Raw genomic sequence first — 18,654 nt, 5'->3', positions numbered from 1 at the left:
AGCGCACCTCAGGGTAGGCCCTTCCTCCATGAGGGGCGTGAGAGTTCAGGCCCCCTAAGCCCGGGTTAAGGACCTCTCCTTATAATCAGAGGCGTACTCATGAAGCGCGCGGCGCTGACCCTGGAGCTTTCCCACATCCTCCTCCAGGAAAGGCCCCTGAAGGAGCGCCTGCAAGCCTTCCTGGAGACCCTGCTCTCCCATCCTTGGCTCTCCTTGGAGCCCCGGGGGGCCATCTTCCTGCGGCGCGGGGAGAGGCTGGTCCTGGTGGCCGAGCACCGCCTGGACGAGCCCCCTCCTGCCTCCTTGAACACCCTGGTGCGCTACCCCTTTTCCCTGGTGAAGGTGGACCGGGGCTTTGTCCGGAACATCGGGAGCCCTCGGGCGGAGGCGGCCCTTCGGGCGGCTTTGCGGTTGGCCGAGGAGCTGGGGCTTTCCGTGGTGGCCGAGGGGGTGGAGCAGGAGACCCAGCGGGCCTGGCTTCTCCAGGTGGGCTACCGCCTGGGCCAGGGGTACCTTCTGGGCCGCCCGGCTCCCCTTAACGGGGCTTAAGGCGCTCCTCCGAGTCCAAAAGGAGGGTCACGGGGCCGTCGTTCACCAGGTGGACCCGCATGTGGGCCCCGTAGACCCCGGTTTCCACGTGCACCCCCTGCTCTAGGAAGGCCTCTACGGCCGCCTCGTAGAGCCTCTTGCCCTGGTCGGGCGGGGCCGCCTTGAGGAAGGAGGGGCGGTTTCCCTTGCGGGTGTCGGCGTAGAGGGTGAACTGGCTCACCAGAAGCACCTCTCCCCCCACGTCCTTCAAGGAGAGGTTCATCTTGCCCTCCGAGTCGGGGAAGATGCGCAGGGCCACGGTTTTGCGGGCCAGGTAGAGGGCGTCCTCGAGGGTGTCCTTCTGCCCCACCCCCAGGAGGACGAGCAGCCCCAGGCCGATCCTTCCCACCACCTCGCCCTCCACCTCCACGAAGGCCTCGGAGACCCGTTGCACCACCGCCCGCACGGTTACCTCCTGGGTCCGGCAAAGGACGCTCAGAGGCTGTAGGCATAAAGCCCGTAGGTGCCGGGGCCGGTGTGGCTGGCGATCACCGCTCCCAGCTCGCTTACCAGGGCCTCTTCCACGGGAAGCCCGGAGGAGAGGACCCCCTCCTTGAGCTCCTTGACCGCTCTTTCCTCGGCGCTGTAGAGGAAGAAGGCCCGGATTCTGGGCCGCCCCTTCCCCCAGGTGCGGAAGTCCTCCAGGATCGCCTCCCGGGCCTTCCTCTCCCCCCGGGCCCGGCCTGCGGTTTCCACCCGGCCCTCCTTGAGGGTGAGGATGGGCTTGATGTTGAGGAGGGTGCCCAGGAGGGCCTGGGCCCCGCCGATGCGTCCGCCCCGCTTGAGGAACTCCAGGGTGGCCACGGTGAAGCGGACAAAGTGGTCCTGCCGGATCCGCTCCAGCTCCGCCACCACTCCGTTTAGCCCCTGGCCCTGGTCCAAAAGCTCCTTGGCCCTGAGGACCATCATGCCGATGCCCAAGGAGGCGGCCTGGCTGTCAAAGAGGATGATCCGGCCGGGAAACCGGCTTGCCGCCAGCTCCGCCGACTGCAGGGTGCCGGAAAGCTTGCTGGAGATGTGGATGGAAAGGACGTGGTCCGCTTCCTGGAGGGCCTCGGCGTACACCTTGGCGAAGTCCTCGGGGGAGGGCTGGCTGGTGCTGGGGAAGGCCTCGCCGGAGCGCACCCTTTGGAAGATCTCCTCGGGGGTGATCTCCTCCCAGTCCCGGTACACCCGGCCGCCCAGGTTCACGTAAAGGGGGACCACCCGGATGCCCAGGTCCTTCCGAAGGGGCTTGGGTAGGTCGGCGGTGGAGTCGGTTACCAAGGCTACCTTCATAGGCCTCCTCTTGTTCCGGCCCAGGATACCACAGGGGCCCGGTGTAGTGTAGCGGAAGCCTTGCCCCAGGGGCTTTTTTCGTGCTAGGGTCAAGGGTATATGTGGCGGGTGCTGGTTTCCGACGACATGCGGCTTGGGGACGTCAAGTACCCCGGGGTCCTTCTGGACTACCGGCCGGGCATCGGGCGGGAGGAGCTTCTGGAGGTCATCCCCGCCTACGATGCCCTCATCACCCGAAGCCGCACCCAGGTGGACGCCGAGCTCCTCAGGCGGGGGAAGCGGCTTAAGGTGGTGGGCCGGGGCGGGGTGGGGGTGGACAACGTGGACCTCGAGGCGGCAAGCCGCCTGGGCATCCTGGTGGTGAACGTCCCCGAGGCCAACACCCGCTCCGCCGCCGAGCTCGCCTTCGGCCTTCTCCTGGCGGCCGCCAGGGGCATCGCCCTTTCCGACCGGAAGGTGCGGGCCGGGGAGTGGGACCGGAGGTTTCTGGGCCTGGAGCTAAAAGGGAAGACCTTGGGCATCGTGGGGTTGGGCCGCATCGGAAGCCAGGTGGCCCGCTTCGCCAAGGGCTTTGAGATGCGGGTCCTGGCCTACGATCCCTACATCCCCAAGACCCGGGCGGAGAGCCTGGGGGTGGAGCTTCTGGAGAGCCTCGAGGACCTCCTAAGGCAGAGCCACTTCCTCACCGTCCACACCCCCCTCAACGAGGAGACCCGGGGGATGATCGGCCGGAGGGAACTCTACCTCCTGCCCCGGGGAGCGGTGGTGGTGAACGCCGCCAGGGGCGGGATCATAGACGAGAAGGCTCTCTTGGAGGTCCTGGAGGAAGGCCACCTCTTCGCCGCCGGCCTGGACGTCTTCGCCGAGGAGCCACCGCCCAAGGACCATCCCCTCATCCACCACCCCAGGGTGGTCCACACCGCCCACCTGGGGGCGAACACGCTGGAGGCCCAGGAGAGGGTGGGGGAGGCCATTCTGGAGCGGGTGGTGCGCACCCTGGAAGGGGACCTCTCCTACGCCCTGAACACCGGCTTTGACCCCGAGGCCCTGGAGGCCCTGCGGGGCTTTTTGCCCCTGGGAGAGGCCTTGGGGAAGCTCCTCGCCCAGATCACCCGGGGCCGGCCCCAGGCCCTGGAGGTGCGCTTCCTGGGCCAGTTTGAGAAGGACCCCGAGCCCGTGGCCGGCGCCGTGGCCAAGGGACTCCTTTCCCGGGTCCTGGGGGAGGAGGCGGTGAACCTGGTCTCGGCGCGCCCCCTCCTCAAGGACCGCGGCATCGCCCTCACCACCCTGCGCTCCGAGGAGGCGGGGGAGTACACGAGGCTTCTGGAGGTGAGGCTTTCCACCGACCAGGAGGAGCGCCGGGCCCGGGGGGTGGTCATCGGGGGGAGGCCCCGCCTGGTGGGGATTGACGACTACGCCCTGGAGGTGGTGCCCGAGGGGTACATGCTGGTCTGCGTCAACTACGACCGCCCCGGGGTGGTGGGCCAGGTGGGGACCCTTTTGGGCGAGGCCAAGGTGAACATCGCCGGGATGCAGCTCGGGCGGGACGTGCCCGGGGGGCGGGCCCTCTTCGTCCTCACCGTGGACCAGAAGCCCACCCCCGAGGTCCTGGAGGCCCTGAGGGCCTTGCCGGTGTTGGAACGGGTGGACGTGGTGGAACTCTGATGCCACCCCGTGCTGGCCCCGGTAGCTTCCCCGAGCCGGCAGGGCGAAGGAAAGGGGGAGAAAGGCGCCCTGGCTTGGGCCTTCGTGTCGCAGAACCCAGGCGCGGGCGCTTAGGGCCGTCCTCTTCTGGGGCCCGAGGGGGGGAGAGTTGTGGCACGAGCGCAGAAATCGTGAATCAACTCACTTACTTTTTTCCGAAGGCGTACACCAGCTCGTCCCCCTTGCGCACCACCAGGAGCAAGGCCATCCTCCCCAATCCGTCCTTCAGCACGTACTTGGTCCGGACCTCCCCGCCCACCACCTTCTCCTCCTGGCCCTCCAGGAAGTAGCCGGCGGCGGCCAGGTTGGTGAGGACCTGCTGGACAAAGGCGGCGTGGAGGCGGCTTGTTAGGCCCTTGGCGGCGAAGGCCTCCAGGGTGTAGCCCTTGGCCTCGGGAAAACGGGCCAGGATGGGCTCGAGGCCTCTTGCCCTGTAGGTTCCCTGGGGCAGGCGCACGGCGGGGTCCAGGCTCGAGGCCAGGGCGGCCACCGCCGTCACCTCCACCAGGGTCTGGGCCAAGGCGCCCACGGCGAGGAGGACCAGGCTGGCCAGCTTTTTCATGCCCCTCATTGTACCTTGGGGGCTCAGCCCAGAAGGAGTTCCCGCGCCCTCAGGGCCAGGTGCACCCGGGCCAGGGTCTCGGGGTGGGAGAGGGGGCCGAGGAAGGCCTCCATGCGCTTCAGGCGGTAGCGCAGGGTGTTGGGGTGGACGTTGAGGCGGGAGGCCGCCTCCTCCAGGGTGTGGGCCTGGAGGTAGGCCTCCAGGGTCTTCACCAGCTTGGGGGGCAGGGGCAGGTAGCGTTCCACCAGGGCCTTGAGGTCCTCCGGGGACTGCTGCAGGAGGACGAAGGCCACGGGGTCCAAGCCGGTGAAGGAAAGGGCCTCCCCGGGGCGGGCGGCCTTGAGGGCGATGAGGGCCTCCCGGTAGGCCTCCTGCACCCCGCCCCCGGCGTGCACCGCCGAGTAGCCCAGGCGGCTTCCCGAGGGGAGGGCGGCCAGGAGGCTTTCCGCCTCCTTCTTGGGGTTGTGCACCTGCCACATGGCCGCCAGGCGGTTGCCCCGCACCCCCAGGAGGTAGGGCACTCCCAGGCGGTCCAGGTAGGTCCCGGCCCGGCGGCGAAGCTCCAGGGTGGCCTCCCGCCGCCTTTCCTCCGCCAGGCGGTGGCGGCCGGGGATGGCCGGGGGTTCCACCAGGGCCAGGACCCACTCCACCCCTTCGGTGAAGCCGAAGGCGAAGAGGCGCTCGGGCTCGGCCTCCCCCAGGATGAGGCCCTCCAGGAGGGCCCCGCCCAGGGACTCCTCCTGCATCCTCTCCAGGCTTCGCTCCATGGCCCTGAGGCGGAGGAGGCGGGAGGCCACCTGCAGAAGCCCCACGGCCTGCCTGAGAAGGCCCTCCTCCCCGTAGGCCGCCAAGACCCCCTCCCCCGCCTCCAAGGCCAGGTACCCCCGGCCTTCCCCCGGCTCCTTGGGGTGCTGGGGGGGCACGGGGCCGGCGAAGGCCAGGACCTCCCCCCAAGGGGCCACCTGGGCTAGGGCCAGGCCCGTGGCCTGGTGGAGGACCTCCAGGAGGGGTCTGGGGGGAAGCTTCAGCAGAAGGTCCAAAAGCCCGGCCAGGGCCAGCCCGGGGCCCAGGGCGAAGAGCCTCGAGGCCAGGGCCCGCTCCACCTCCTCCTTCTTAAGCCAGGGCGGGTAAAGGGCCAGGCCCAGGCCTTCCCTCCGGCAGAAGGCTTCCACCTCCGGGTAGGGCTCGGGCAGGAGGAAGCCCGAGGCCGAGCGGTGGCGGAAGAGGCTCCCCTCGGGACGGAAGAGGAGCAGGGCCCCTTCCTGGGAGAGGAGGGGCCGGGGCTCGGGGAGCAGGTAGAGGACGGGCCTTTCCGAGGACACCAGGACCCTTAGGCCCAGGTCCCGGCAAAGGGCCGCGAAGCCTATGGGGTCTTCTCCAAAGGACTCACCTTGCATTGTTCATTTTAACCATAATCCCTGTTTCCTCCGCCGGCAAGGGGCACCTCGTTTGTTTTTGTGGACAAAGATAAAAGGGTAGTTGTTCAAAGCCCCAGTTGTCCCCCCATCGCGCCCGGGGGCATCCTGGGAGGCGAAAGGAGAGGCATGTTCCACGGGTCCATACCGCCCTTACCCACACCCTTTCGCCACGGGAGGCTGGACGAGGAGGCCCTGAGGCGCCTTGCCGAACGGGTGGTGCAAGGAGGCTCCCACGGGGTGAGCGTGGGGGGCACCACGGGAGAGCCCGGCACCCAGACCCTGGAGGAGAGAAAGCGGGCCATGGAGGTGGTCCTGGACCAGGTGGTGGGCCGGGTGCCGGTGATCCCGGGGACCGGGGCGCTTCGCCTGGAGGAGACCCTGGAGCTCACCCGCTTCGCCCAGGAGGCCGGGGCCCAGGGGGCCTTGGTCATCGTCCCCTACTACGTGAAGCCCAACCAGGAGGGGCTTTACCGCTACTTCGCCGAGGTGGCGAGGGCGGTCCCGGACTTCCCCCTCCTCCTCTACAACATCCCCGGAAGGGCGGGGGTGGAGATCGCCCCCAAGACCGTGGCCCGCCTGCGGCGGGACTTCCCCAACATCGTGGGCCTCAAGCACTCCTCCAAGGACCTGGAGTACGTTTCCCACCTCCTCCAGGAGGCGGGGCGGGACTTTCTGGTCTTCTGCGGCCTGGAGAGCCTCACCCTCCCCATGATGAGCCTGGGGGCGGTGGGGACCATCGCCGCCACCGCCAACTGGCTGCCCCGGGAGGTGGCCCTCCTCTGCGAAAGGGCCCTCTCCGGGGACTACCAGGGGGCGAGGGAGGTGCACTACTACCTCCTGGAGGCCAACGAGGCCATCTTCTGGGACACGAACCCCATCCCCCTGAAGACCGTGCTTTCCTGGATGGGGCTTTGCGAGAGGGAGTGGCGGCCTCCCCTCGGGCCCACCACCCCCGAGGTGGAGGAAAGGCTTCGGCGCATGGCCGAGCGCTACGGCCTCGTCCCCAGGAAGGAGGCGGTGTGAAGCTCGCCCGCTTTCTCGCCAAGGGAAGGGTCCACCAGGGGGTCTACCGGGAAGGCCTCCTCCTGGACGAGGCGGGGGAGGCCCACGACCCCGAGGCCGTGGCCTGGCTCCTCCCCTTCACCCCCGGGAAGGTCCTGGGGGTGGCCCTGAACTACCAAGGCCACGCCGAGGAGCTTGGCCTAGAGCGCCCCGAGGAGCCCGCCCTCTTCTGGAAGCCCAACTCTAGCCTCCTTCCCCACAAGGGGGTGGTCCTCTACCCCAAGGGGGCCAGGTTCGTCCACTACGAGGTGGAGCTCGCCGTGGTGGTGGGCCGTCCCATGAAGCGGGTCAAGGCCAAGGACGCCCTGGACTACGTTCTGGGCTACACCATCGCCAACGACCTGGTGGCCCGGGACTACGTGACCAATACCTTCCGCCCCCCCATCCGGGCCAAGGGGCGGGACACCTTCCTCCCCCTGGGGCCCTTCCTCGTGGTGGAGGAGGTGGAAGACCCCCAGGACCTCTGGCTTCGGGCCTATGTGAACGGGGAGCTCCGGCAGGAGGGGCACACCTCGAGGATGCTCTACTCCGTGGCGGAGCTTTTGGAGTTCGTCTCCGAGTTCATGACCCTGGAGCCTTACGATGTCCTCCTCACCGGCACCCCCGAGGGCATAAGCCAGGTCCACCCCGGGGACGTGATGCGCCTGGAGATAGAGGGCCTCGGGGCCCTGGAAAACCCCATAGAGGAGGAACCATGAAATACGCCGACCAGGTGGCCGGGATTCCCTGGGAAAGGATTGAGGAGGTGCGGCGGCGCCTTAAGGAAAGGCCCGCCCTCCATTTCATCGCCGGGGAGTTTGTTCCCTCGGAAAGCGGGGAGACCTTCCCCTCCCTGGACCCCGCCACGAACGAGGTCTTAGGCGTGGCGGCCCGGGGCGGGGAAAGGGAGGTGGACCGGGCGGCCAGGGCGGCCCACGAGGCCTTCGCCAAGTGGAGCCGCACCCAGGCCAAGGAGAGGAAGCGCTACCTCTTAAGGATCGCCGAGCTCATAGAGAAGCACGCCGACGAGCTCGCCGTCATGGAGTGCCTGGACGCGGGGCAGGTCCTGAGGATCGTGCGGGCCCAGGTGGCCCGGGCGGCGGAGAACTTCGCCTTCTACGCCGAGTACGCCGAGCACGCCATGGAGGACCGCACCTACCCCGTGGACCGGGACTGGCTCTACTACACCGTGCGGGTCCCCACGGGCCCCGTGGGCATCATCACCCCCTGGAACGCCCCCCTCATGCTCTCCACCTGGCGCATCGCCCCCGCCCTGGCCTTCGGGAACACCGTGGTCCTGAAGCCCGCCGAGTGGAGCCCCTTCACCGCCACGAAGCTTGCGGAGATCCTAAGGGAGGCGGACCTTCCCCCTGGGGTCTTCAACCTGGTCCAGGGCTTTGGCGAGGAGGCGGGGGCGGCCCTGGTGGCCCACCCCTTGGTCCCCCTCCTCACCCTCACCGGGGAGACGGAGACGGGGAAGATCGTCATGCGAAACGCCGCCCAAAACCTCAAGCGCCTCTCCCCGGAGCTCGGCGGCAAAAGCCCCGCCCTGGTCTTCGCCGACGCCGACCTGGAGCGGGCCCTGGACGCCGTGGTCTTCCAGGTCTACTCCTTCAACGGGGAGAGGTGCACGGCAAGCTCCAGGCTCCTCGTGGAGGAGCGCATCTTTGACGAGTTCGTGGCGAGGGTGGCGGAAAGGGCGGGAAGGATCCGGGTGGGCCACCCCCTGGACCCGGAGACGGAGGTGGGGCCCTTGATCCACCCGGAGCACCTGGAGCGGGTCTTGGGCTACATAGAGGCGGGGAAGAGGGAAGGGGCGAGGCTTCTCGTGGGCGGGGAAAGGGCCAAGGTCTCCTTCCGGGGGGAGGACCTCTCCGCCGGGAACTACCTGCTTCCCACCCTCTTCCTGGGGGAGAATCACATGAAAATCGCCCAGGAGGAGATCTTCGGCCCCGTGCTCGTGGCCATCCCCTTCAAGGACGAGGAGGAGGCCTTGAGGAAGGCCAACGACACCCGTTATGGCCTTGCCGCCTACGTCTTCACCCGGGACCTGGAGAGGGCCCATAGGCTTGCCCTGGAGCTGGAGGCCGGGATGGTCTACCTGAACAGCCACAACGTCCGCCACCTGCCCACGCCCTTCGGCGGGGTGAAGGGAAGCGGGGACCGGAGGGAAGGGGGGCATTACGCCCTGGACTTCTACACCGACTTGAAGAGCGTGGCCCTTCCCCTCAGGCCCCCCCATGTGCCCGGGTTCGGGAAGTGAAGGAGGGAGTATGGCGAGAACCGGCGCGGAGTACCTGGAGGCCCTGAAGGAGAGGCCCCCCAACCTCTGGTACAAGGGGGAGAAGGTGGAGGACCCCACCGCCCACCCCGTCTTCCGGGGGATCGTGCGCACCATGGCCGCCCTCTACGACCTGCAGCACGACCCCCGCTACCGGGAGGCCCTCACCTACGAGGAGGACGGGAAGCGGCACGGGATGAGTTTCCTCATCCCCAAGACCAAGGAGGACCTGAAGCGGAGGGGACGGGCCTACAAGCTTTGGGCCGACCAGAACCTGGGGATGATGGGGCGGAGCCCCGACTACCTGAACGCCGTGGTCACGGCCTACGCGGCCAGCGCCGACTACTTCGGGGAGTTCGCCGAGAACGTCCGGAACTACTACCGCCACCTCCGGGACCTGGACCTCGCCACCACCCACGCCCTCACCAACCCCCAGGTGAACCGGGCCAAGCCCCCTTCCGCCCAGCCCGATCCCTACATTCCCGTGGGGGTGGTCCGGCAGACGGAGAAGGGGATCGTGGTCCGGGGGGCTCGGATGACGGCCACCTTCCCCCTGGCGGACGAGGTCCTCATCTTCCCCTCCACCCTCCTCAAGGAGGGGCCGGGAAGCGAGAAGTACGCCATCGCCTTCGCCCTCCCCACCTCCACCCCCGGCCTCCACTTCGTCTGCCGGGAAGGCCTGGTGGGCGGGGAGAGCCCCTTTGACCACCCCCTCTCCAGCCGCCTCGAGGAGATGGACTGCCTGGTGGTCTTTGACGACGTCCTGGTGCCCTGGGAAAGGGTCTTCATCCTGGGGAACGTGGAGCTCTGCAACAACGCCTATGCCGCCACCGGGGCCCTCCACCACATGGCCCACCAGGTGGTGGCCCTGAAGACGGCCAAGACCGAGGCCTTTTTGGGGGTGGCCTCCCTCATGGCCGAGGGCATCGGGGCGGACGCCTACGGCCACGTGCAGGAGAAGATCGCCGAGATCATCGTCTACCTCGAGGCCATGCGGGCCTTCTGGACGAGGGCCGAGGAGGAGGCCAAGGAGAACGCCTATGGCCTCCTGGTGCCGGACCGCGCGGCCTTGGACGGGGCCAGGAACCTCTACCCGCGGCTCTACCCCAGGATCCGGGAGATCCTGGAGCAGATCGGGGCTTCCGGCCTCATCACCCTGCCCTCGGAGAGGGACTTCAAGGGACCCTTGGCCCCCCTTCTGGAGAAGTACCTGCAAGGGGCCACCCTCGAGGCCAAGGAGCGGGTGGCCCTCTTCCGCCTGGCCTGGGACATGACCCTCTCGGGCTTCGGCGCCAGGCAGGAGCTCTACGAGCGCTTCTTCTTCGGCGACCCCGTGCGCATGTACCAGACCCTCTTTGGGGTCTACGACAAGGAGCCCTACAAGGCCCGCATCCGGGAGTACCTGAAGGCCAGCCTGGCGGTGTTTGAGGAGGTCCGGGCGTGAAGGAGGCCTTCAAGGAGGCGCTGAGCCGCTTCGCCAGCGGGGTTGCGGTGGTGGCGGCGAGGCTTGGGGAGGAGGAGAGGGGCATGACGGCCACCGCCTTCATGTCCCTAAGCCTCGAGCCGCCCCTGGTGGCCCTGGGGATCTCGGAGCGGGCCAGGCTCCTCCCCCTACTGGAGGAGGCCCAGGCCTTCACCGTAAGCCTCCTCCGGGAGGGGCAGGAGGGGGTCTCCGAGCACTTCGCGGGGAGGCCCAAGGAGGGGGTGGGGCTTTTGGAGGGAAGGGTGCCCGGGGCTCTGGCCGTCCTCCGTTGCCGCCTCCACGCCCTTTACCCCGGGGGGGACCACCGGCTGGTGGTGGGCCTGGTGGAGGCGGTGGAGCTGGGGGGAGCGGGGCCTCCTTTGGTCTACTTCCAGAGGGGCTACAGGAGGTTGGTATGGCCATCGTGAGGGTGGGGTTTCTGGAGCTTTGGGTACGGGACCTGGAGAAAAGCCTGGAGTTCTACCAGGGGCTTCTGGGCTTCCGCCTGGAGAGGAGGGAGGGGAAAGTGGCCTACCTCCGGGGCTACGAGGAGCTGGAGTGGAGCCTGAAGCTCACCCAGGCCCCCTTCCCGGCGGTGCGCGCCTTGGGCTTCAAGGTGGACGAGAAGGGCCTGGAGCAGGGCCTGGCCTGGGTGCGGCAGGAAGGGCTTCCCCACCGGCTGGAGTCCGACTGGAATAGGCCCGAGATCCTCCGCGTCCAGGACCCCTTCGGCTACCCCCTGGCCTTTTACTTCAAGGCGGAGAAGCTTCCCCGGGTACTCCAGAACTACCACGAGTACCGGGGGCCCGGGGTGCTGCGCCTGGACCACCTCAACGTCTTCTCCCCCCGGGTCTCCGAGGCCACCCGCTACTACCAGGAGGTCCTGGGCTTCCGCCTCACCGAGTACACCGAGGACGAGGAGGGGAGGCTCTGGGCGAGCTGGCTTCACCGCAAGGGGAACGTCCACGACATCGCCTTCACCAACGGGGAGGGCCCCAGGCTCCATCACTTCGCCTACTGGCTTCCCGACCCTCTGGCCATCCTCAAGGCGGCGGACATCCTGGCGGGGGCCATGCGCACCGACCAGATAGAAAGGGGTCCCGGGCGGCACGGGATCTCCAACGCCATGTTCCTCTACCTCAAGGACCCGGACGGGCACCGGCTGGAGCTCTACACCTCCGATTACCTCACCGTGGACCCCGACCTGCCCCCGGTGCGCTGGAGCCTGAACGACCCCAGGCGGCAGACCCTCTGGGGGCACCGCACGCCCAAGAGCTGGTTCCTGGAGGGAAGCCGTTTTTTGGACCTCGAGGAAAGGCCCGTGCCCACGGAGCCTTCGGCCCTTGCGGGCTTGCCGGAGCACGTGACCTAAGGCCAGGGCCCGGTTCCAGCCCGGGCCTTGACGGGACAAAGGTCCCTTCTTACACTAGAACCCGAACCGAACGGGTGTTTGTTCGTCCCCACTCCGGGCCCCGGCCCGGTGGGAAAAAGGAGGAGAACCATGAAGCGTTGGTTGGTACCCCTTTTGGCGTTGGCCCTATCCGCATGGGCCCAGGGCACCTTGAAGGTGGGGGTGGTGGTCTCGGCCACGGGACCCGCCGCCTCCTTGGGCATCCCCGAGCGGAACACCTTCCTTCTCCTGCAAGACCTTCTGGACCGCACGGGGGGTGTGGCGGGGAGGAAGGTGGAGTTCGTCATCCTGGACGACGCCTCCGACACCACCCAGGCGGTGCGCAACACCAGGCGCCTGGCGGAGGAGGGGGTGGTGGCCGTGGTGGGCACCACCACCACCCCGGCCTCCTTGGGCATGATCCCCGTGGTGGCCGAGGCCAAGATGCCCATGATCTCCCTGGCCGCCAGCAAGGACATCATCTACCCGGTGGACGCCCAGCGCTTCTGGGTCTTCAAGACCCCGCAGACGGAGGAGCTCATGGCCCGGGCCATCGTGGCGGACATGGTGGCCCGTGGGGTGAAGACCGTGGGCTACATCGGCTTCAACGACGCCTACGGCGAGGGGTGGGCCCGCTTCTTTGAAGCCGAGGCCAAGGCCAAGGGCTTGCAGGTGGTGGTTTCTGAGCGCTACAACCGCACGGACACCAGCGTCACCGGCCAGGCCCTAAGGATCCTCGCCCGCAGGCCCGACGCCGTGCTGGTGGGGGCGAGCGGCACCCCCGCGGTCCTTCCCCAGCGCACCCTGAAGGAGCGGGGCTACGCGGGCCTCGTCTACCAGACCCACGGGGTGGCCAACCCCGACTTCCTCAGGGTGGGAGGCAAGGACGTGGAGGGGACCCTTCTCCCCGCCGGGCCCATCCTGGTGGCGGAGCAGCTTCCCGGCACCTTCCCCTCCAAGCGGGTGGCCCTGGACTACATCCAGCGCTACGAGGCCAGGTACGGCATCGGAAGCTACTCCACCTTCGGGGCCCACGCCTGGGACGCCTGGCTCATCCTGAAGCCTGCCCTGGAGCGGGCCCTCAAGAAGGCGGACCCCGGAAAGGACCTCGCCGCCTTCCGCGCCGCCTTGAGGGACGAGATTGAGGCCACCAAGGGCCTGGTGGCCACCCACGGGGTCTTCACCTATAGCAAGGAGGACCACCTGGGCCTCCGCTTTGAGGACGCCGCGGTGATGGTGCAGGTGGAAGGGGGCCGCTGGAAGCTCATCCGCACCTTCCGCTAGGCCATGGACGCCACCATCCTCGGCCTTCTCCTCCTGGATGCCCTGCAGAACGGGGTGATCTACGGCCTCCTGGCCCTGGCCCTGGTCCTGGTCTTCGCCGTGACCCGGGTGATCCTGGTGCCCATCGGGGAGCTCATGATGTTCGCCCCCCTCTCCCTGGTCTGGCTCCAGGCGGGTAAGCTGCCCGGGACCCTCTGGCTGGCCCTGGCCCTGGGGGCGGCCTGGGCCCTCTTGGCCCGGGGCCGGGGGGCCCTCCTGCCCCTCCTGGGCGGGGCGGGGTTGTTTCTCCTCTTTCTCTTGGCCCTAAAGGCGCCTCCCCTGGCCTACCTGGCGGCGGCCTGCCTTGTGGTCTACCTGGGGGTTTCCACCTACCGGGTCTTCTTCCAACCCCTTCGGGAAGCCACGGTGCTGGCCTACCTCATCATGGCCGTGGGGCTCCACGTGGCCTACCAGGGGCTCGGGCTGGTCTTCTTCGGCCCCGAGCAGTTCCGTCCCGCCCCCCTGGTGGAGGGGGAGGTCCTGGTGGGGCTTTCCTGGCAGGGGGTGCTGGTCCTCCTTTTCGCCCTGGTGGCCGTGGGGGGGCTTTACCTCTTTTTCCGCCTCTCCCTCTACGGCAAGGCCCTTTTGGCGGCGGCGGAGAGCCGGCTTGGGGCCAGGCTTTGCGGCATCCGTCCGGAGGAGGCGGGGATGGTGGCCTTCGCCATCGCGAGCCTCATGGCGGCCCTCTCGGGGCTTCTTCTCGCCCCCCTGATCAACGCCGCCTACTTCATGGGGTTCATGCTGGGTCTGAAGGGGTTCGTGGCGGCCATCCTGGGGGGGCTTTTGAGCTACCCGGTAGCCTTTTTAGGGGCGGTGCTGGTGGGCCTTTTTGAGAGCTTTACCAGTTTCTACGCCAGCGCCTACAAGGAGGCCTTGGTCTTCCTGCTCCTGGTGCCCGCCCTCTTGCTCCAGAGCCTCAGGGCGCGTTCGGTGGAGGAGTGATGCGCTACGGGTGGTTTTTGCTTCTCCTTTTGCCCTTGGCCTTGTCCCCCTTTCCCTTTTACCTCACCCTCCTGAACTTCTTCGCCCTCTCGGGCCTGGTGGCCCTATCCCTTTACGTCCTCACCGGCCTTGCGGGCATGACCAGCTTTGCCCAGGCGGCCTTCATGGGCATGGGGGCCTACGCCACCGCGCTTCTCACGGTGAAGGCGGGGCTTTCCCCCTGGCTTGGCCTGGGGGTGGGCCTGGGGCTTTCCCTTCTCCTGGCCCTGGTCCTCGGGGGGCTCACCGTGCGGCTCAAGGGGCACTTCCTGCCCCTTTCCACCATCGCCTGGCAGGTGGCCCTCTACATCCTGGCGGGCAACCTGGTGGGGCTCACCGGGGGGCACACCGGGCTCACCGACCTGCCCCCTTTGGTTTTCCTGGGCCTTCCCCTGGACAACGCCTTCCGCTACGGCTTGCTAAGCCTCCTGGTCCTGGTCCTCTGGGTGCTGGCCCTCTACAACCTGCGCTTTAGCCGTCTGGGCCGGGCCCTCCTTGCCCTCCGGGGGGACGCCCTGGCGGCGGCCAGCTTCGGGGTGGACCCTGCCCTCTTGCGGCTCAAGGCCTTTCTCCTGGCGGGGGCTATGGCGGGCCTGGCCGGTTTCCTCTACGCCCACTTCCTGCGTTTCGTGAACCCCACGCCCTTCTCCCTGGAGGCCTCCATCAAGTACCTGGTGATGGCCGTGGCGGGGGGGGTGGGGACCATCCCCGGGGTGCTTCTGGGGGCGGCCCTTTTCACCGGCCTCGAGGACTGGCTTAAAGACCTCCTTCCCCTCCTTTTGGGGCGGCAGGGGAACTACGAGACCATCGCCTACGGCTTGGTGCTGGCGGGGATCCTCCTCCTGGCCCCCCGGGGGCTTTTCCCCCTTCTGGCCCGCTTCCTGCCCCAGAAGGAGGGGGACCTTCCCCGGGCCGAGCCCCTGCCCCTTCCGGCCCCTTCCGGCGCCCGGGGAGAGGTGGTTTTGGAGGCCCAGGGCCTCAAGAAGGCCTTTGGGGGGCTCCTCGCCGTGAACAACGTCTCCTTCACCCTCAGGCGGGGGGAGATCCTGGCCCTCATCGGCCCCAACGGGGCGGGGAAGAGCACCACCTTCAACCTCCTCACCGGGGCCATCCCGCCGGACGGGGGCAAGGTCTTCCTCTTGGGAAGGGAGATCACGCGGCTTCCGCCCCACCGCATCCACCCTTTGGGCCTGGGGCGGACCTTCCAGCACCCCCACCTTTTCCCGGAGCTTTCCGTGCTGGAGAATGCCGCCCTAGGCACCTACGCCCGGACCCGGGCGGGGTTTTTCCGGGTGCTCCTCGGCCTCCACCGCAAGGAGGAGGGGAGGGCCTTGGCCACCGCCTACCAGGCCCTCAAGCGGGTGGGCCTGGAGGGGCTCGCCCTGGAGGCTGCCGCCCGGCTTACCGCGGGGCAGCAGCGCCTTCTGGAGATCGCCCGCCTTCTCGCCTCGGGGGCGGAGATCCTCCTCCTGGACGAACCTGGGGCGGGTTTAAGGGCCGGGGAGAAGCGGGAGCTCGCCCAGCTCCTCAAGGCCCTGGCCCGGGAGGGGTACACCATCCTCATCGTGGACCACGACATGGACCTCATCATGGGCCTGGCCGACCGGGTGGTGGCGATGAACTACGGGGAGAAGATCGCCGAGGGTACCCCCAAGGAGGTGCAGAGGAACCCCTTGGTGCGGGAGGCTTACCTGGGGGAGGCGGCTTGATGCTAAAGGTGGAGAACCTCACGGTGCGTTACGGGGCCTTGGAGGCGGTGCGGGGGGTCTCCTTTACCTTGGCGGAAGGGGAGGCCCTGGCCCTCATCGGCCCCAACGGGGCGGGCAAGACCAGCGTCCTACGGGGGCTGCTGGGCCTGGCCCGGGCCGAGGGGCGGGTGTACCTGGACGGGGAGGCGGTGCCCCGGCCGAGCCCCGAGGCCCTTCTCCGGCGGGGGGTGGTCCTGGTGCCCGAGGGGCGGGCGCTTTTCCCGGGGCTTTCCGTGGAGGACAACCTTCTCCTCGGGGGGTTTACCCGCTTCCGGAAGGGGGAGGACCTCCGGGCCGACCTGGAGCGGGTCTACCGTCTTTTTCCCAGGCTTTGGGAGAGGCGGCGGCAGCTTGCGGGCACCCTCTCCGGGGGGGAGCAGCAGATGCTGGCCATAGGCCGGGCCCTCATGGCCAGGCCCAGAATCCTCCTTCTGGACGAGCCTTCCTTGGGCCTCGCCCCCTTGATGGTGCAGGAGATCTACCGGATCCTGGCGGGGCTCAAGGGGGAGGGGGTGACCCTGTTCCTGGTGGAGCAGAACGCCAAGGTAGCCCTTGCCCTGGCGGACCAGGGGCTGGTGCTGGAGGCGGGGGAGGCGGTCCTTTCGGGGAGGGCGGAGGCCCTCCGCCAGGACCCCCGGGTGGTGGAGGCCTACCTGGGGGCGGCGCGGGAGGTGGAGGAGGGATGAGGGACCCCTTTATGGAGGCCTTGGGCCTAAGGGTCCTCTCCCTTTCCCCGGGGGAGGCGGTGGTGGCGGGGCGGGTGGAGGCGCGCCACCTGAACCTTCACGGCACCGCCCACGGGGGCTTCCTCTACGCCTTGGCGGATAGCGCCTTCGCCTTGGCCTCTAACTCCCGGGGGCCTGCGGTGGCCCTCTCCTGCCGCATGGACTACTTCCGGCCCCTCCCCTTGGGGGCGGAGGTGGAGGCGAGGGCAAAAGAGGTGAACCTTTCCCGGCGCACGGCCACCTACCGGGTGGAGGTGGTCTTTGGGGGTAAGCTCGTGGCCCTTTTCACGGGAACGGTCTTCCGCTTGGGAGGTGATGGGGATGATGTACCAGCCGGAACTGGAAACCCTCTCCAGGGAGAAGCTTAGGGCGCTGCAGGAGGAACGGCTTAAGCGGGTGGTGGCCTACGTCTACGAGCGGGTCCCCTTTTACAAGAGGCTTCTGGACGAGGCCGGGGTGGACCCCAAGAGGTTTAGGGGCCTCGAGGACCTCCCCAAACTCCCCTTCACCAAGAAGACGGACCTCCGCGACCACTACCCCTTCGGCCTCTTCGCCGTGCCGAGGGAGGAGGTGGCCAGGATCCACGCCTCTAGCGGCACCACCGGCAAGCCCACCGTGGTGGGCTACACCAAAAACGACCTCGGGGTCTTCGCCGAGGTGGTGGCCCGTTCCTTGGCGGCGGCCGGGGCGGGACCTGGGATGATGCTTCACAACGCCTACGGCTACGGCCTTTTCACCGGGGGCTTGGGCCTCCACGCCGGAGCCGAGGCCTTGGGGATGACGGTGGTGCCGGTCTCCGGGGGGATGACGGAGAGGCAGATCCTGCTCCTCCAGGACTTCCGCCCCGAGGTGATCTCCTGCACCCCCTCCTACGCCCAGACCCTGGCGGAGGAGTTCAGGAAGCGGGGGGTTCCCCCGGAGGAGCTCTCCCTGGAGTACGCCGTCTTGGGCGCCGAGCCCTGGACCGAGGCCATAAGGAAGCAGGTGGACGAGGGCCTGGGGGTGCGGAGCACCAACATCTACGGCCTCTCCGAGATCATCGGCCCCGGTGTTTCCAACGAGTGCGTGGAGGAGCGCCAAGGAAGCCACATCTGGGAGGACCACTTCCTGCCCGAGGTGGTGGACCCGGACACCGGGGAGCCCCTTTCCGAGGGGAAGGTGGGGGTTTTGGTCTTCACCACCCTCACCAAGGAGGCCATGCCCCTCCTCCGCTACTGGACCGGGGACCTCACCTACCTCACCTACGAGCCCTGCGCCTGCGGCCGCACCCACGTGCGCATGGGGCCCATCCTGGGCCGCACCGACGACATGCTCATCATTCGGGGGGTGAACGTCTACCCTACCCAGGTGGAGGCGGTGCTTCTGGGGATTCCCGAGGTGGAGCCCTACTACCAGATCGTGGTCCGGCGGGAGGGCACCCTGGACGAGGCCGAGCTTAAGGTGGAGGTCTCCGAGGTCTTCTTCCGGGAGATCGGCCAGAAGGCCCTCTCCGACGAGGTCATTGAGGCGGACCACCGGCTCCACGCCCTGAGGGAGAGGATCGCCCGCAAGATCAAGGACAACATCGGCGTCACCATGAAGGTCACCCTCCTTCCCCCGGGCCAGGCCCCGAGAAGCGAGGGGGGGAAGCTCAGGCGGGTTCTGGACCTGAGGAAGTAGCCATGCGCCCCATCCCCGATGGCTACGAGGCGGTCTTTGAGACCGTGGTCACCCCCGAGATGACGGTGAACTTTGAGGAACTGGGCCCCGTCCACCCCGTCTACGCCACCTACTGGATGGCCAAGCACATGGAGCTTGCGGGCCGCAAGATCATCCTGCCCTTTTTGGAGGAGGGGGAGGAGGGGATCGGGAGCTACGTGGAGGTGCGCCACCTGGCCTCCGCCCTCCCGGGGATGCGGGTTAAGGTGGTGGCCCGCCACGAGAAGACCGAGGGAAATCGGGTCCACGCCACCATGGAAGCCTTCAACGAGCTCGGGGACCTCATCGGGGTGGGGCGCACGGAGCAGGTGATCCTCCCCAAGGCCAAGGTGGAGGCCATCTTCCGCCGCCTTAGGGAGCGCTGGGAGGTTACACGTTCGCCCTAGCCTCCTTCTTGGGGCCTGGTGGGGAAGTTTTCCCTGCCTTTTCCCTTGGCCTCGCCAGCAGGGTGGGTT

The 18,654-nt window shown here is 68.2% G+C and carries 19 protein-coding genes; 15 read left to right on the top strand and 4 right to left on the bottom strand.

Annotation, left to right across the window (positions count from 1 at the left end; genetic code table 11):
* Window positions 1-99: 99 nt before the first annotated feature.
* Window positions 100-549 (top strand): EAL domain-containing protein, encoded by a 450-nt coding sequence (locus tag ACZ5RK_RS08865; RefSeq protein WP_464908873.1) that lies wholly within the window; start codon window positions 100-102, stop codon window positions 547-549.
* Here ACZ5RK_RS08865 and dtd read toward each other — a convergent pair.
* Entirely contained in the window at window positions 536-994 is a 459-nt protein-coding gene (gene dtd / locus ACZ5RK_RS08860; RefSeq protein WP_054647334.1) for a D-aminoacyl-tRNA deacylase, read from the bottom strand. The genes ACZ5RK_RS08865 and dtd overlap by 14 nt on opposite strands.
* 29 nt (window positions 995-1,023) lie before the next feature.
* Window positions 1,024-1,866, bottom strand: a complete 843-nt coding sequence (locus ACZ5RK_RS08855) for a DegV family protein (RefSeq protein WP_464908872.1) — start codon at window positions 1,864-1,866, stop codon at window positions 1,024-1,026.
* A 99-nt stretch (window positions 1,867-1,965) separates the two neighbouring features.
* On the opposite strand from ACZ5RK_RS08855, the gene serA reads away from it, so the two are divergent.
* Window positions 1,966-3,531, top strand: a complete 1,566-nt coding sequence (gene serA, locus ACZ5RK_RS08850) for a phosphoglycerate dehydrogenase (RefSeq protein WP_464908871.1) — start codon at window positions 1,966-1,968, stop codon at window positions 3,529-3,531.
* Window positions 3,532-3,715: 184 nt separating this feature from the next.
* Here the strand turns inward: serA and ACZ5RK_RS08845 are convergent, their stop codons facing one another.
* Together ACZ5RK_RS08845 and ACZ5RK_RS08840 are read right to left on the bottom strand one after the other, a co-directional pair.
* A complete protein-coding gene (locus ACZ5RK_RS08845; RefSeq protein WP_464908870.1) occupies window positions 3,716-4,132 on the bottom strand; it encodes a hypothetical protein in 417 nt (138 codons plus the stop codon).
* 23 nt (window positions 4,133-4,155) lie between these two features.
* Window positions 4,156-5,529 (bottom strand): PucR family transcriptional regulator, encoded by a 1,374-nt coding sequence (locus ACZ5RK_RS08840; RefSeq protein WP_464908869.1) that lies wholly within the window; start codon window positions 5,527-5,529, stop codon window positions 4,156-4,158.
* A 147-nt stretch (window positions 5,530-5,676) separates the two neighbouring features.
* Here ACZ5RK_RS08840 and hpaI point away from each other — a divergent pair, with 147 nt between their 5' ends.
* From hpaI to ACZ5RK_RS08775, 13 genes are all read left to right on the top strand, one after another.
* Window positions 5,677-6,573, top strand: coding sequence for a 2,4-dihydroxyhept-2-ene-1,7-dioic acid aldolase (hpaI, locus tag ACZ5RK_RS08835; protein WP_464908868.1), 897 nt, complete (start codon window positions 5,677-5,679; stop codon window positions 6,571-6,573).
* Window positions 6,570-7,310: a fumarylacetoacetate hydrolase family protein gene (locus ACZ5RK_RS08830; protein WP_464908867.1), complete on the top strand. Its 741-nt coding sequence runs from the start codon at window positions 6,570-6,572 to the stop codon at window positions 7,308-7,310. The genes hpaI and ACZ5RK_RS08830 overlap by 4 nt, the downstream gene beginning before the upstream one ends.
* Window positions 7,307-8,854: a 5-carboxymethyl-2-hydroxymuconate semialdehyde dehydrogenase gene (gene hpaE, locus ACZ5RK_RS08825; RefSeq protein ID WP_464908866.1), complete on the top strand. Its 1,548-nt coding sequence runs from the start codon at window positions 7,307-7,309 to the stop codon at window positions 8,852-8,854. Before ACZ5RK_RS08830 ends, hpaE begins: the two co-directional genes overlap by 4 nt.
* 10 nt (window positions 8,855-8,864) lie before the next feature.
* A complete protein-coding gene (gene hpaB, locus ACZ5RK_RS08820) occupies window positions 8,865-10,316 on the top strand; it encodes a 4-hydroxyphenylacetate 3-monooxygenase, oxygenase component (RefSeq protein WP_464908865.1) in 1,452 nt (483 codons plus the stop codon).
* The gene (gene hpaC / locus ACZ5RK_RS08815; RefSeq protein ID WP_464908864.1) at window positions 10,313-10,762 is read left to right on the top strand and encodes a 4-hydroxyphenylacetate 3-monooxygenase reductase subunit; all 450 of its coding nucleotides are present in this window, start codon (window positions 10,313-10,315) and stop codon (window positions 10,760-10,762) included. The genes hpaB and hpaC overlap by 4 nt, the downstream gene beginning before the upstream one ends.
* Window positions 10,750-11,706, top strand: coding sequence for a 3,4-dihydroxyphenylacetate 2,3-dioxygenase (gene hpaD, locus ACZ5RK_RS08810; RefSeq protein ID WP_464908863.1), 957 nt, complete (start codon window positions 10,750-10,752; stop codon window positions 11,704-11,706). The genes hpaC and hpaD overlap by 13 nt, the downstream gene beginning before the upstream one ends.
* Before the next feature lie 129 nt (window positions 11,707-11,835).
* A complete protein-coding gene (locus ACZ5RK_RS08805; protein ID WP_464908862.1) occupies window positions 11,836-13,008 on the top strand; it encodes an ABC transporter substrate-binding protein in 1,173 nt (390 codons plus the stop codon).
* 3 nt (window positions 13,009-13,011) lie between these two features.
* Window positions 13,012-13,989: a branched-chain amino acid ABC transporter permease gene (locus ACZ5RK_RS08800; protein ID WP_464908861.1), complete on the top strand. Its 978-nt coding sequence runs from the start codon at window positions 13,012-13,014 to the stop codon at window positions 13,987-13,989.
* The gene (locus ACZ5RK_RS08795) at window positions 13,989-15,737 is read left to right on the top strand and encodes a branched-chain amino acid ABC transporter ATP-binding protein/permease (protein WP_464908860.1); all 1,749 of its coding nucleotides are present in this window, start codon (window positions 13,989-13,991) and stop codon (window positions 15,735-15,737) included. Before ACZ5RK_RS08800 ends, ACZ5RK_RS08795 begins: the two co-directional genes overlap by 1 nt.
* Window positions 15,737-16,462, top strand: a complete 726-nt coding sequence (locus tag ACZ5RK_RS08790; RefSeq protein WP_464908859.1) for an ABC transporter ATP-binding protein — start codon at window positions 15,737-15,739, stop codon at window positions 16,460-16,462. Before ACZ5RK_RS08795 ends, ACZ5RK_RS08790 begins: the two co-directional genes overlap by 1 nt.
* Window positions 16,459-16,869, top strand: a complete 411-nt coding sequence (gene paaI / locus ACZ5RK_RS08785) for a hydroxyphenylacetyl-CoA thioesterase PaaI (protein ID WP_464908858.1) — start codon at window positions 16,459-16,461, stop codon at window positions 16,867-16,869. Before ACZ5RK_RS08790 ends, paaI begins: the two co-directional genes overlap by 4 nt.
* Window positions 16,826-18,160 carry an AMP-binding protein gene (locus tag ACZ5RK_RS08780; RefSeq protein ID WP_054647757.1) on the top strand — a complete coding sequence of 445 codons (1,335 nt, stop codon included), beginning with the start codon at window positions 16,826-16,828 and terminating at the stop codon, window positions 18,158-18,160. The genes paaI and ACZ5RK_RS08780 overlap by 44 nt, the downstream gene beginning before the upstream one ends.
* Before the next feature lie 2 nt (window positions 18,161-18,162).
* Window positions 18,163-18,585 carry a thioesterase family protein gene (locus ACZ5RK_RS08775; RefSeq protein ID WP_054647758.1) on the top strand — a complete coding sequence of 141 codons (423 nt, stop codon included), beginning with the start codon at window positions 18,163-18,165 and terminating at the stop codon, window positions 18,583-18,585.
* Window positions 18,586-18,654: the final 69 nt, after the last annotated feature.

It is taken from the genome of Thermus kawarayensis JCM 12314 (genome assembly GCF_055393575.1).
The sequence above is the reverse complement of the archived record's forward strand: the minus strand, read 5'-3'. Positions and strand labels throughout refer to the sequence as shown.

Bases quoted from the DNA above. Each gene is read 5' to 3' on its own strand.
- paaI (WP_464908858.1), top strand. From the start codon at position 16,459: ATGAGGGACCCCTTTATGGAGGCCTTGGGCCTAAGGGTCCTCTCCCTT.
- ACZ5RK_RS08845 (WP_464908870.1), bottom strand. From the start codon at position 4,132: ATGAAAAAGCTGGCCAGCCTGGTCCTCCTCGCCGTGGGCGCCTTGGCC.
- hpaI (WP_464908868.1), top strand. From the start codon at position 5,677: ATGTTCCACGGGTCCATACCGCCCTTACCCACACCCTTTCGCCACGGG.
- ACZ5RK_RS08790 (WP_464908859.1), top strand. From the start codon at position 15,737: ATGCTAAAGGTGGAGAACCTCACGGTGCGTTACGGGGCCTTGGAGGCG.
- ACZ5RK_RS08840 (WP_464908869.1), bottom strand. From the start codon at position 5,529: ATGCAAGGTGAGTCCTTTGGAGAAGACCCCATAGGCTTCGCGGCCCTT.
- hpaD (WP_464908863.1), top strand. From the start codon at position 10,750: ATGGCCATCGTGAGGGTGGGGTTTCTGGAGCTTTGGGTACGGGACCTG.
- ACZ5RK_RS08780 (WP_054647757.1), top strand. From the start codon at position 16,826: ATGTACCAGCCGGAACTGGAAACCCTCTCCAGGGAGAAGCTTAGGGCG.
- ACZ5RK_RS08795 (WP_464908860.1), top strand. From the start codon at position 13,989: ATGCGCTACGGGTGGTTTTTGCTTCTCCTTTTGCCCTTGGCCTTGTCC.
- ACZ5RK_RS08855 (WP_464908872.1), bottom strand. From the start codon at position 1,866: ATGAAGGTAGCCTTGGTAACCGACTCCACCGCCGACCTACCCAAGCCC.
- serA (WP_464908871.1), top strand. From the start codon at position 1,966: ATGTGGCGGGTGCTGGTTTCCGACGACATGCGGCTTGGGGACGTCAAG.
- hpaE (WP_464908866.1), top strand. From the start codon at position 7,307: ATGAAATACGCCGACCAGGTGGCCGGGATTCCCTGGGAAAGGATTGAG.
- ACZ5RK_RS08805 (WP_464908862.1), top strand. From the start codon at position 11,836: ATGAAGCGTTGGTTGGTACCCCTTTTGGCGTTGGCCCTATCCGCATGG.
- hpaB (WP_464908865.1), top strand. From the start codon at position 8,865: ATGGCGAGAACCGGCGCGGAGTACCTGGAGGCCCTGAAGGAGAGGCCC.
- ACZ5RK_RS08800 (WP_464908861.1), top strand. From the start codon at position 13,012: ATGGACGCCACCATCCTCGGCCTTCTCCTCCTGGATGCCCTGCAGAAC.
- ACZ5RK_RS08865 (WP_464908873.1), top strand. From the start codon at position 100: ATGAAGCGCGCGGCGCTGACCCTGGAGCTTTCCCACATCCTCCTCCAG.
- ACZ5RK_RS08775 (WP_054647758.1), top strand. From the start codon at position 18,163: ATGCGCCCCATCCCCGATGGCTACGAGGCGGTCTTTGAGACCGTGGTC.